Source organism: Domibacillus sp. 8LH, from assembly GCF_038806185.1.
In the GTDB taxonomy this organism is placed as follows: Bacteria; Bacillota; Bacilli; order Bacillales; family Domibacillaceae; genus Domibacillus; species Domibacillus indicus_A.
Window position 1 is genome coordinate 18,822 of record NZ_JAVJNG010000012.1, and the last position, 13,216, is coordinate 32,037.

Sequence of the window (13,216 nt, forward strand, 5' to 3'; positions counted from 1 at the left end):
CATAATAAAAAAGCTGGACAAAAGTCCAGCTTTTTTTAATTATACTTCACTTTCAGCCCTAGAATAATTAAGGCAAAAAATAAGGTAATGGAATTGGCCAGTATAACTGGCAGATCGTTCGTGAAAATCCCGTACACTACCCAAAGAGCCAGGCCTGCTGCAAACATGCTGTACATCAGCAGGGAAATGCCTTCTGTATTTTTTTCTTTGAGCGTTTTAATCGTTTGAGGCAAAAAGGATAAAGTGGTCAGGCTGGCACCTAAAATACCAATGATTGTGAAAAGACTCATCGTTCATCTCTTTTCCTGGCAATTATTTTTTCACCTGGCTTACAGGTTCTAACTGTTTGCCGTTTGTCGCAATGACATTTTTGTACCATTCAAATGAATCTTTCTTGAAACGCTTCATTGAACCGTTTCCTTCATTATCACGATCCACATAAATCATGCCGTAGCGCTTCTTCATTTCACCTGTTGTGAAAGATACGATATCGATAATTCCCCATGGTGTGTAGCCCATCAAGTCAACGCCATCGTATGTCACTGCTTTTTCTAATGCTTCGATATGTGATTTCAGGTAATCGATTCTTTGTGTGTCATGGATAGATCCATCTTCTACTGTATCAATCGCACCAAATCCATTTTCGACGATAAAGAGCGGAACTTGATAACGGTCATAGAAACGGTTCAATGTGTAGCGCAGTCCCGTTGGATCAATGGCCCAGCCCCAGTCGCTTGATTTGATGTAAGGATTTTCTACGCCATTCGGCAGCCCGCCGTTTACGATATCTCCTGCATTATCCTGTTCTACATCGCTTTTAACTGTTGTCGACATATAATAGCTGAAACCTAGGTAATCAACTTTACCGTTGCGCAAGATTTCTTCATCTCCGTCTTCAAACGGAATGTTGTAGCCTTCTCTTTCAAATTCTTTTAGCGCATAGCTTGGGTAATAGCCGCGCACTTGTACATCCGCGAAGAAATAACGCTGTCTCATTTCTTCTTCCGCCAGCATCACATCTTCTGGATTAGATGAGTAAGGATAAATCGGTACGTGAGACACCATCGCGCCGATTTGGAACTCTGGGTTAATTTCTTTCCCTTTTGCGACCGCTAATGCACTGGCAACCAGCTCATGATGCCCAGCCTGATACATGACTTCTTTTGCGTTTTCGCCTTCTTTAACCATCACGCCAGAGTTTGTCCATAAGAACAACGGGTTGTGGACATCCATTTTATTGTTGATTTCGTTAAACGTCATCCAGTATTTCACTTTGTTTTTATAACGCTTAAAGCACACTTCTGCAAACTTAGCAAAGAACTCAACCACTTTCCGGCTTCTGAATCCGCCGTATTCCCGTGCCAGATGAAGCGGCATTTCAAAGTGAGACAGGGTAATCACCGGTTCAATGCCATGCTTTAGAAGTTCATCAAATACATCATCATAAAATTGCAGCCCTTCTTCGTTTGGTTCCGCTTCATCGCCTTTCGGGAAAATGCGGCTCCAGCCAATTGATGTACGCAGGCATTTCAACCCCATCTCCGCAAACAGAGCAATATCTTCTTTGTAGTGATGGTAGAAATCAATCGCTTCATGATTTGGGTAAAATTCGTTTTCTTCAATCGTGTCGGTGATTTTTCTTGGCACTCCATGCGCGCCTGCTGTCATTACGTCTACGACACTTGGCCCTTTACCGGCTTGATCCCATCCGCCTTCGAATTGGTGGGCGGCTAGTGCGCCGCCCCATAAAAAGTCTTTTGGCATGTTTGTCATTGTTTTTCCTCCTTATTTTACGACCGTAAACAGTCTGTCACTTAATTTACTTGTTTGGATGTTTTCAACGATTACTTCTTGATAAGCACTTGAGTTTGTAATGATGATTGGTGTGATCGTTGTCAGCCCTTTACTGTGAACGAAGTCTTTGTCAAATTGGATCAGGATATCACCTTTTTTGAATTTATCGCCATCAGCTACCTTCAGCTCAAACGGCTCTCCATTTAAGTTAACCGTATCAAGGCCAATATGGACAAGCAATTCAACTCCTGACTCTGAACGAAGACCGATTGCATGCTTTGTTGGTGCTACCATTACGACCGTTCCATCAAATGGAGCATGCAGCTTATTTTCTGTCGGCTCAATCGCCAGCCCCTGCCCCATAGCACCTGAACTAAATACTTCATCTGGCACTTCAGAAAGCGGGATCACTTTGCCGTTAAATGGAGCGTATATTGCTTCTTCATTGTTATCAGGGTTAGTTGATTGTGCCAAAACCTCTTTTTGTCCCTCTTCTGTTGCAAGTTCATTGTCTGCTTTTTTGGCTGTATCTTCACCGTAACCAAAGATTTGAATCAATACGATAGGAAGTACGATCGCAATCGCAACACCCAGTAAAATCCCCCAGATAGACATTGGGTACTCTGGATTGATTCCGTTTACAATAGTAAGCGGTCCTGGAAGTCCTGCATAAGCAAAGTAATATGGATTAAAGAAACTTGCTGCAACCGCACCGATCGCACCGGAAACACATCCAAAAATAAATGGCTTTTTAAATCGTAATGTTACCCCGTAAATGGCTGGCTCTGTAATACCAAATAGTCCTGTTACACCAGCTGAAATGCCGACTTTGCGTGTTTCCTGGCTTTTTGCTTTTAAGATTACACCCAGTACTGCACCGACTTGGGCAATAACGGCAATAGTTTGGTACGCCTGGAACGAATCGCGGCCATATAAATCATAGTTTGCCAGTACCATTGGCGTAATACCCCAGTGAACGCCGAAGATCACGATCACCTGCCAGAATCCGCCGATGATGGCTCCCGCTACAGCCGGTGCATTTTCAGCTAAGAAGTTGTATCCGTTTGCAATCCCAGTCGCACCCGCTGTTGTAACAGGGCCGATTAAAAGAATTGTTAGCGGGACCATAATAACTAAACTTAAAAATGGAACAAGCAATGGTCTAACAACTTCGTTAATGTTCTTGTTTAAAAATCTTTCAAGGTAAGACAAAATCCATACTAAAAATAGCGGCGGCAGTACAGACGATGTATACGTCGTTGGAGACAGCGCAAGTCCTAAGAAATTCATGCTGTTTCCTTCTGTGATCTGTGCCGCGATTTCTGCCCATGTTGGACTTACTAATGCCGCACAGCAGGCAACTGCGATGTACAAATTGGTTTTAAAATGATTTGCCGCTGTAATCGCGATAAAAATCGGCAAGAACGTAAACGGTGCCCATGAAATAAAACTGAATACTTGATAAGTCGCTGTTTCAGCAAAGCCGGGAAACAATAAATTAATGATGATGAGTGCACCCTGCAAAATACCCGCTGCAGCCAAAATATAGATAAATGGTGCAAATACGGCTGACATCGTTGCAATAATACGGTTTACAACCGTTCCTTTATTTTCACTTTGTACATCTGTTGTATCGAGCTTTACCAGCCCCGCAAACTTCTCGTACACTTCCCCTACGTGCTGGCCAATGACGACTTGAAACTGGCCGCCGTTTTCTACCACAGTAATAACGCCTGGCATGGATGCTACTTTATCTTTTGCTTTTGGATTTGACCGCTTCAGCACCAGTCTTAGCCGTGTCGCACAGCGTGTCGCTCCAATTACATTTTCTTCTCCGCCAACTGCTTCTAAAATATCTTTTGCAAGCTGAGAATAATCTCTCACTTTTCCGGACATTTAAAACCCTCCTTTAATTGCGTTTTGTTTTTTTAATACGCTTTCATTATAATTGTACCGGTCTAATTTATCAATACCCAAATAAAAATTTTATTTGTAAATAATTTAAAAGAAGGGTCGTTCATCAGTTTATGCTATAATGCTGTTATAAATAAAGTGAATAACACCAATACATAAATGAGGACGGATTATGTTAAAATACCAGCAAATCGCAGCAGAAATTGAAAAATACATCGAAGATCATGCGCTTCAGCAGGGAGATAAACTGCCTGTTTTAGAAACATTAATGGCACAGTTTGAAGTAAGTAAAAGCACAATTACGAAATCATTAGATCTGTTAGAAAGAAAAGGCGTTGTCTTTCAAGTTCGGGGCAGCGGTATTTTTGTCAGAAGGCATAAAAGAAAAGGCTATATCAGCCTGCTTTCTAACCAGGGTTTTAAAAAGGATTTAGAGGATTACAAAATCACGTCTAAAGTGATTGAACTAGAGGTTAGAACACCTACCCAGGAAGCAGCCCATAATTTAAATATTGGACTCGATGAGGAAGTGTATTACGTTAAGCGGGTTCGCTATATTCAGGAGCAGACCCTATGTTTAGAAGAATCCTACTATAATAAATCCATCATTACTTATTTAAATAATGAAATTGTGACCGAATCGATCTTTAACTACATTAAAGAAGGATTGGGATTAAAGGTCGGCTTTTCAGATGTGTACCTTCATGTAGATAAGCTGAACGGGGAAGAAGCGGAATATTTAGGCTTAAAAAATGGAGACCCGAAGCTTTTAGTGGAAAGTGTTTTTCATTTAACGAACGGACAGCCATTTAACTTCTCAAAAGTGACCTATAACTACCAGCAGTCACAGTTCTTCATCCAGGCAAACAGTCATTTTTCTTAAAATGGCTGTTCGCTTTTTTTAATCTGCTGGGTTACATAGCGATAGGGTAAGCTATCTCGACCAAGCATTCTTTCTCTGTCTGGTATGACTATTATACATTCAGAATTTTCAAAAAACTGAACCTCCTATTGGTTGAAGCAACTTGCTTCAAGACAGAGGTCACCCAAATCGTTTTTTAAAATGACATTAGTGGATGAAGTTGCTGCCGATCTAATGAAGTGCAAATTAATGGATGCTTAATCTTATTTGAAATCAAGCCGGTATGATAATTCTTGATACGGCTTGTTGGGAACTCTTTATTTGAATTTTGCACAGTTTGAAATATGTTAATACATTACTGACAGCAGGTCACTTATATATAGATTGGCCACTCATGGATAAAATTAACATTTGTAAATACAGTTTGTTTCAGCAATTAGCCCCTAGAAGTTATAAATTCTTATGGTCAAAACCGAATGAACCCAATCATAAATATAAGGTGTACGTATTTAAACAAACGGATGCACCCGAAAGAGATTTAGCCGCAATTACCGGTCACGACTATGAGAAGGATCGGAGTGAAGCGAATGAAGAAATTGAAGAAAGTTAAAGCTATTCTTGCTTCTGAAACGGCACATGTGATTTATATGACCATTGTTTCAGTTATTATGGTTGTAATAATCATTTATCAACTTAAAATCGGAGCATACCCAGTGAATACGGAATAAACGTAACAAGGATTTAAAACAAACGCCCTTCGTAGGGTTTTTATTTTGTGCCGGTGTTTAGTTCATGTTTATACAGAAAGCGTAATTGTAAAGTATGGCTGTCTTTTATTTCAACCTTTTCAGCCCCTCCCTTTCGCTTAACAAAGTTACATTCGCCCTGTCCCAGCAACAACATGTATATTTGGTATTTGATAGCAGGCAATGACTTTGAGATGGTGTCCGCACCCTGTCAAAGCATCTGGTACCCTTCGCTTTCTCATTAAACCGCCCTTTATTTCTAACAGTTGGCATAACAACGCTTGAAACCATGGTTTATGTTTAATTGCCCCCAATTAAACATAAAAGAGACAGTCGAATAAAAGGCTGCCTCAGTGTGTTGACGAAGGTTGAGAAAGTCTTTCGCTTTTAAAAAAGAGCCGATAAGGGAAGCTTGCCGGCCTTTGTGCATCCTAAGGCCGTGCAGAAGCTTCCCTGGCTGCGCCTGCTGGGTCTTCTGACTCCCTGTGCTTTCCGCAGGAGTCTTCGTCCGGCAGGCTTCATGTAGTGGTGTTGAAGATCGATAAGCAAGGATTGAATACAAATGTACTCTTTTTTTAACAGAAAAATACGACCTTATTAGCTCAGCTCCATACAATCTTGTCGCAAGCCACTTGCTGTTTAAAAAATGAAAGTAAATTACTTGTAATAGTTCCTATATCTACATTTTCGGTCTCACTTGCAAAATTTTTTAATCCGTCATTAGCTGTCAATTATTCATTTGGATTTTCGTAAAGAGACTGTACTTCTTCTGCCGGAAGAGCTACTCCATCATAAACACGCACCTCGTCCATTAACCCTTTGAAAGGAGTATCCCAGTAGTTAACACCTAAGCCAAACACGGCATCCAGGGAGGTAAATACATTTGGAAAGCTTCCTCCTGTATATTTTGCTTCACCATTCATATAAAGAACAGCGTTTCCTTCATTGACCGTGAAAGCCAGATGTGTCCACTCACCTGCCGGGATAGTCTTATCTGTAACGGCATCATACCAAGTGTCGCCATTATGTGACCAAACCATTGTATTTCCCCAAGAGGTTTTTGGTACAATACTGATCCAATTATTAGAGGTTTCTGCGCCAAAGAACGCCGTTGTAAATTCAGTGATTTGATCTGGTTTCACCCATAATGATACAGTGTACGTGTCACCTGTAATTAAACCGTCAGCTAAACGCAGTCCAGAGCTTCCGTTAAACTTAGCGGCTTGTCCCACCCTACCTTCGGCAAATGTAATTTGTCCGCCTGTATTATTAAGACGATCTCCCGTCACGGCTGCTTCTCCTTTATTTCCGGAACGATCTTTAAGCTCATCATTAAAGTCGTAGAAAGCTGATAAACCGCCTTCTGCTTTTGCGATTACTGTTACACTTATTGTGAATGTTTCTATTGCATCCCCCATTTTAATTGTAGCGGTTAAGTCTACCACCGCGTCTTCAGAACCGAAATTTGGCCGTGTGACCACTCCTTCAGTAGAAATGATCTCTGGATTGGAAGATTCCCACGTAATCAGAGCTCCTCTGGCTGCCACTTTTGGAAGTGTAAAGCTGCTAATCACCGTTGATGGCAAACTAGTACTTAACTCTTGTTTAACAGCCTTTACTAATTCTTGATCAGAAGAAGCTTCTACATGACTTCCCCAAACGACAATTCCTTCATCTGACATGGCACTAAACGTCATAACCCAGCTTTGAGAAACAGGGTCATATTGGCGAATAAATACACCATCATACGTACCTTCGTTATCAATCGTTACTTTTGCCCGGTAGTTCCCATAAAGTTCCCATGTACCTGTTGCAGCACCTGAAATAGTATGATCCCTGTTGAATGTTATCCACGTTGATTCTGTCAGTTCGCCTGTAATTTCTTTTCCATGGTTGATGTATTTATAGTCACCTGTTACATCTGTTTCTGAAACTTTTTTAATGGTTTCGCCAGCATAACGATATGGTGTTGGCACCGGCCAGTCGTCTTTGTTTTTAAACGTTTGGTGTACACGTACCTCATGCATCTCCCCTTGCTCCGGGAAACGAGCATGGGTTACGATAAATTCCTTGCTCAGCTCTTGGTCAATTAAATAAGAGTTATGACCCGGAGAAAGATATCCGATACCGTTTCCTGTTCCCGGCTCACCAAGATCTCTTTTAAACAAGAAGTTGCCCATCATTTTGTTACCGATATCTTTATGGTCGTCATTGCCCGGGAAGTTTCCAACTCCAATATCAAATGATTCTGGAAAAACGGCAGGATTTCCTTTTGCATCGACATATGGGCCGGCAGGATTCTTTGATCTAAACTGCCTCATTTGATAGCCGCCATCAGATGCTAAACCACCATACGTGATATAGAGATAATAATAGTCTGTTTCTTTGTCATAAACGGCATATGTTCCCTCTGCAGATCTTCCATAGCCAGAAGCAATTTTTGTACCGAAATATCTGTCAACCATTCTTCCATCTTTTGTTTTCCGATCTTTTCCTGGATACTTTGGCAGCCCTGTTTTCTTATCTAATTCTAAAATAAAGGTCCCGCCAGACCAGGAGCCGTAAGTCATATATAACTTATTGTTTTCAGCCTGGAGGATATTGGCATCAATGGCATTGGTATAAAGTTTATTGTTGTACTCCCCACTTTCAGTAAACCAATTTGGATTTACTCCATCGATACTGCCATCTTCAACAAGATCTTCGATATTTGTATTCTCCCAGTGCTTATTTACCTCACTATTTCGGTCATACGCATCCTTATTGGTAAACCCTGAGTACATAATCGTATCTACATATTTAAACGGGCCTTCAATATTCTTCGACACCGCTATACCGATTGCAGAGCGGATATAAGTAGAAGACACACTGTAGTAGATCATATAAGCACCCTTAGTACCATCCTCATTTACATAGTGTTTATTCCAAAAAATATCTGGAGCCCAAACTGCATAGCCGCCTTTGCTGTCTGCATCATTTTCTCCAGCCCATTCAAACGACTCGGAAAGATTTGCTGACAAATCGCCATATACTTTATTATTTGGCGTCGTATATCCATTCGTAAATTTGTCCCAATTTACTAAATCCGTTGATTTAGCCCCGTCAATGTGTGATCCAAATACATAATAAGTTCCCGTTTTAGGGTCCTTAATGATAGATGGATCATGGACAGAAGCATTTCTCAACTCAATCGGTTCAGCATTACTTGTCTGTTCACTGCCAAGAGCGCTGCCTGGTATTAACAATGGCATTACAAGAAAAGCAGATAGGAACCTTTTAACATACCCTTTCGTCTTCAATCTTTCTCCTCCTTCGTTAACGCACACGAAAATGGATCCACTTCTTCAACTCCCGTTCCACCAAACATATTGACAATGCGAATAAGCTTTGACCTATTAGGTTTTGGTAGTGAATCGTACATAATTTTCCGAACGAACAGAATATTCCTGTGTATCAAAACCAGAGCAGAAAAGGATATTTTCAGATGTGCATATACAAAATTAAGCGGATACATAAATGTACGTACCAATTTAATCACTTACTTAAGGTTATCTTTATAGATACCTCCAATCTCTAAAAGTTATACTTACGATAATAAATCGCTTACATTGAGATTTTATCAGGTTATCCATCATTAAACAATACCGAAAAGTCGGAAAATTTCCGAAATTAACTTCATAACTTGATCGCACAAGTTTACCTTCTAATGAAAAATAAACATACCATTTTTAACAACTTGTCTTATTATAGATGGTATTAAATATACCCCTTATGTAAGGGATTTCATTCTTTAAATACAGTTTGAACTCGGGTTCATGTTTAATTATCTATAATGAAACACAAAAAAGACAGCCAAATAAACGGCTGTCTTTTTTAAAAAATACTATTAACAAGGATATGTTATTGTATCCTTTCACTCACAAGTCTATCGTCAAAAAACAAAACATATTCTGGTTATTTGACTTCTATCAGGTAAAGAGCCTCCCTGCAATCCGGTCCATTCACTGTTTTTTTAAGGTTTCGCATGTCTCCATAATAAGTGAGCGGCGGTTTGTCATTGGCATTGTCGGTAAATGCATATTTCTTTTTCTTTTTTTTAATTTCCGAATAGCCATCCTTTTTCTCATAGCGAACAATAGCTCCCTCATTTACCGCTTTAATGGCTTCTGTCGGGGTGATAAACTTTTTCCTCATATTCTCCATAGCATCCTCCTGTTGTGCAAAATAGGTCCCAGCTGCCTCTGTCACAACACACGTCACGCTACTAAACTTCTCTTTAACTTATTTTTTACCCACCCGCAGACTATATAAACAAAAATATTTTAAATTAGGTACAAAGCGAAATTAATTTTAAGGGTCCAGTTGAACCTCCGCCTACTTATTTAACGGTTGAAGTGGGGTACTCTCTCCAGAAATAAGATTAAACCGGTTAAGAACATAAGTCTTAACCGGTTTAATCTTATTTCATTTAAAGTTAATTCGATTTAAAATTTTTGCTTTTTGATAATGAAAAATGGATTGGGACCATTCAAAAATGGTGCCGTTCGTTAAGCACACTGTATTTTCAACAATCAGGGCTGGATCTTGTGGATTCACCTGAAGTAATTCCCCACTTGCTTCATCAATTTTTCCACAGTTGATGACTTTGTCCGCAAAGCCGATGTTTAATTTTAAGTCGTCTATCAGGTAACTATAAATAGACCTTGCAGCGATCTCTTCATTCAAGTACGGCACAATATCTTTTTTAAAGTAACTGATTTCAATGGAGAAGGGTTCATCATCGACCACGCGCAGCCGTTTAATATAGTAAAGTTTCATACCTGTTTCGCAGCGAAGCTGCTGTGCTTTTGCTTCATCCGCTTCTATTACCTGTAAAGCTAAAATTTTTGTTTCAATGGTTTTTGAAGCCAAATCTTTTGTTAACCCTCTAAGACTCCCCATATTAATATAATCTGTTCCGGATTCTTCTCTTAAAAACATTCCGCTGCCCTGCACCTGATAGATATAGCCGCGATTCACCAGCTGAAGAATGGCTTTTCGAATTGTATTTCGGCTCACTTCAAACTGTTTTATCAATTCATCTTCTGTCGGCAGTTTTTTCGTTTGACCAAACTTTCCTTCTCGAATGTCTGACTCTAAACGATCCGCTATTTCTTTATATTTTACAGCCATATAATCTCCCTATCATTCGTTCAATGCATTTCTGCTTTTATTATACACAAAACCTCTTGATTCGAATCAAGAGGTTTTGTTTTTTCTTATAGTTCTTCGCCTCTCGTTTCAATGATTTGCTTGTACCAATGATACGACAGTTTCTTCTTGCGGTTTAGACCATCATTATGATCAACGTAAATAAACCCGTATTGCTTTTTAAACCCGTTCAGCCAGCTCAGCAGGTCAATGACAGACCATGCGTAATACCCTTTTAAATGAATACCTTCTCCGATGGCACGCTTAATCACTTTTAAATGCTCCTCAATATATTTAATACGCGGAACATCTACGATTTCGCCCTCAATAATCGGATCTTCGTCTCCAAGGCCGTTTTCCGTTACGTACATTTTAATATCACCATAACGGTCTTTTAGCATATGAAGCCCGTCTAAAAATCCTTGAGGCGAGATTTCCCAGCCCCATTTCGTATACGTTTTGTCTTCCATTTTCACCGTCCGGTAAAAGCCATCAAAAGATGGGTTGCCAGGAGCTAACGTGGAGGTTTCTCTTGAATGCTCCACGGATGAAACCGCTTCGTGATTTTTTTCTACACGAATCGGCTGGTAATAATTAAGACCGATAAAATCATTTTTGTCTGCATTTCTTCTTAAGGTATCCAGCTCATCTTCTGTCCAGTTTGGCGTCCAGCCTTTTTCTTTTAATTGCTCTGTCACATAAGATGGATATTCGCCTTTTAAGATCGGATCATAGTACCAAAAAGTTTCATATTCATTAGCATGACGGGCAGCGATGATATTTTCCTCCTGATCATCTACGCTGTAAGCTGGCAGGAATACATGTGTAATCCCGATTTCACCGTATTGATTCAGCTGCTTATACACTTCTACCGCTTTTGCATGGGCATAGAACACATAGTGCGTTGCCTGAAAGTACTTTTTCTCATCGTTCTGGATACCAGGCGGATGCGCGCCTTTTAAATAACCTAATCCACAAAACATTACCGTTTCATTGAACGTAATCCAATGTTTAACACGATCACCGAATGCCCGGAAACAAATGTCTGCGTATTTGACGAAAGCTTCTGCTGTCCGTTTATTTGTCCATCCTCCGTCTTCTTCAAGCGTCAGAGGCAAGTCCCAATGGTAGAGCGTTACAAACGGGACAATTCCATATTTTAAGCATTCATTGATGATATTGTTGTAAAACTCCAAGCCTTTTTCATTTACTTCTCCGTCTCCTGTTGGCAAAATACGTGCCCACGAAACAGAAAACCGGTACGACTCAAGTCCCATCTCGGCCATTAATTTAATATCTTCTTTATAGCGGTGATAATGATCGATCGCTACGTCCCCGTTTGTGCCTTCAAATGTTTTTCCTGGGATCTTTGAAAAGACATCCCAGTTAGTCATTCCTTTACCATCTTCGTTCCATGCTCCTTCTACTTGATAAGAAGCAGAAGCTGCTCCAAATAAAAAATCGTGTGGAAACTTCATTTTAAATCCTCCATTTTTATACTGATTTATTTAATTCATAATTACATATTATATTTATAGGTACAAATTTAAGTTGATTATATCCTTTTTTTCAGTACTTGACTACCCAAATTTCAGACACTGTTACAACTTAAGCCCAGATTATATTGTTGACCTTAATGATGGAATTCCATTCAAGCACCTTCCTAATGGCATGAATGCTGCTCAATCAACATATTCACCAGCCAGCTATTCCTAAAAAATCGGCATGAACAAAATGAAAGGATGTTACGTTTTTTTAAGACGGTGGTATAAATATAAAAAGACCACTATATAAGTGGACTTTTTTTAAAATGTTTTGTTTATAAAAGGTGATAAATGGGCTTTGTGTTTCGTTCTTACTGGATTCGAAGACTAACCATTAGAACACTGAGAGGAGCCTGCCAATATGATGGATAAGAATTATGTAAAAAAATTTAAATCTATTGCTTCACACGAAGGCATGAATATAGGAGATCCTTATGCTTTTATTGACGATGTTGAAGTAGAACTAGCAGATCTTCTTGAAAACGCTTTAGATAATGAAGAACAGGCCATAAAAGTACTAGAAGATCAACAAGAAGGTTTCGAAATACCCTTCTCGATAAAAAGAACCTTTAATAGCCATGATTATCTGGTAATCCACGGCAGCATTATTAAAGACCAAAAAAAATGCGGAAATAAGGAATTTCCATATTTCTCAAACAGCTACAATAAAATAGATTTCATAAAAGATGGAAACTATACAGAGCGCAAATTTCTATACAAGGACTAACGATGGCCATTTTCTTAAACAGCCAGTCACATAAGATGGCATTTTTGAGGACGAAGTTTTAACGGACAGCTCCCCGTTGGTCACTGAAGTCGAAAATTCCTGTTACTCCCTGCGTTTTTAAAAACGTTTATTTCACGAACTAATTTTAGCTTTGATGCTTTGCGGAAACTTTGCGCTTCCCACATTCCTTAGTAAGGCCTTTATCTTCATATATCTCGTTTGCAATCATAATCATTTTTTCTTGGTGCTTATTTTGAAGAATATCAATATGTCATAACTATCACACCCTAACTTCTCACTGCGGCATAATCATTCCTTTTGCCGCTGAGCTCCGTGGCTTTTTTGTGCCATTAACACGAATGATGACTCCTACAGCTGCTTTTCAAACTGTAAATCATAAAAAAGAACCTTTAATCCACAGCAGATTAAAGGTTTGATG

General features: G+C 39.6%; 10 protein-coding genes. 3 read left to right on the top strand and 7 right to left on the bottom strand.

The features are described 5' to 3' along the window. Positions 1–35: 35 nt before the first annotated feature. The 3 genes from RG959_RS14310 to RG959_RS14320 are packed head-to-tail and all read right to left on the bottom strand — an operon-like array spanning position 36 to position 3,690. Positions 36–290 (bottom strand): SemiSWEET transporter, encoded by a 255-nt coding sequence (locus tag RG959_RS14310; RefSeq protein WP_342797672.1) that lies wholly within the window; start codon positions 288–290, stop codon positions 36–38. Between the two features lie 22 nt (positions 291–312). Further along, a complete protein-coding gene (gene bglA / locus RG959_RS14315) occupies positions 313–1,773 on the bottom strand; it encodes a 6-phospho-beta-glucosidase BglA (RefSeq protein ID WP_342797673.1) in 1,461 nt (486 codons plus the stop codon). Positions 1,774–1,785: 12 nt separating this feature from the next. Further along, a complete protein-coding gene (locus RG959_RS14320) occupies positions 1,786–3,690 on the bottom strand; it encodes a beta-glucoside-specific PTS transporter subunit IIABC (protein WP_342797674.1) in 1,905 nt (634 codons plus the stop codon). Positions 3,691–3,880: 190 nt separating this feature from the next. Between RG959_RS14320 and RG959_RS14325 the strand changes: the two genes are divergently transcribed. Together RG959_RS14325 and RG959_RS14330 are read left to right on the top strand one after the other, a co-directional pair. Beyond that, positions 3,881–4,591 carry a GntR family transcriptional regulator gene (locus RG959_RS14325; RefSeq protein ID WP_342797675.1) on the top strand — a complete coding sequence of 237 codons (711 nt, stop codon included), beginning with the start codon at positions 3,881–3,883 and terminating at the stop codon, positions 4,589–4,591. 566 nt (positions 4,592–5,157) lie between these two features. Continuing rightward, positions 5,158–5,298: a hypothetical protein gene (locus tag RG959_RS14330; protein ID WP_342797676.1), complete on the top strand. Its 141-nt coding sequence runs from the start codon at positions 5,158–5,160 to the stop codon at positions 5,296–5,298. Between the two features lie 749 nt (positions 5,299–6,047). On the opposite strand, the gene RG959_RS14335 is transcribed toward RG959_RS14330, so the two are convergent. The 4 genes from RG959_RS14335 to RG959_RS14350 form a co-directional block, all read right to left on the bottom strand. Continuing rightward, entirely contained in the window at positions 6,048–8,567 is a 2,520-nt protein-coding gene (locus RG959_RS14335) for a lipocalin-like domain-containing protein (protein WP_483298893.1), read from the bottom strand. 703 nt (positions 8,568–9,270) lie between these two features. Further along, the gene (locus RG959_RS14340; RefSeq protein WP_342797678.1) at positions 9,271–9,519 is read right to left on the bottom strand and encodes a hypothetical protein; all 249 of its coding nucleotides are present in this window, start codon (positions 9,517–9,519) and stop codon (positions 9,271–9,273) included. A 261-nt stretch (positions 9,520–9,780) separates the two neighbouring features. Beyond that, entirely contained in the window at positions 9,781–10,488 is a 708-nt protein-coding gene (locus RG959_RS14345) for a GntR family transcriptional regulator (RefSeq protein ID WP_342797679.1), read from the bottom strand. Between the two features lie 86 nt (positions 10,489–10,574). Then, positions 10,575–11,984 carry a GH1 family beta-glucosidase gene (locus tag RG959_RS14350; protein ID WP_342797680.1) on the bottom strand — a complete coding sequence of 470 codons (1,410 nt, stop codon included), beginning with the start codon at positions 11,982–11,984 and terminating at the stop codon, positions 10,575–10,577. Positions 11,985–12,411: 427 nt separating this feature from the next. Here RG959_RS14350 and RG959_RS14355 point away from each other — a divergent pair, with 427 nt between their 5' ends. Continuing rightward, positions 12,412–12,777: a hypothetical protein gene (locus tag RG959_RS14355; protein WP_342797681.1), complete on the top strand. Its 366-nt coding sequence runs from the start codon at positions 12,412–12,414 to the stop codon at positions 12,775–12,777. The last annotated feature ends 439 nt before the right edge of the window (positions 12,778–13,216 follow it).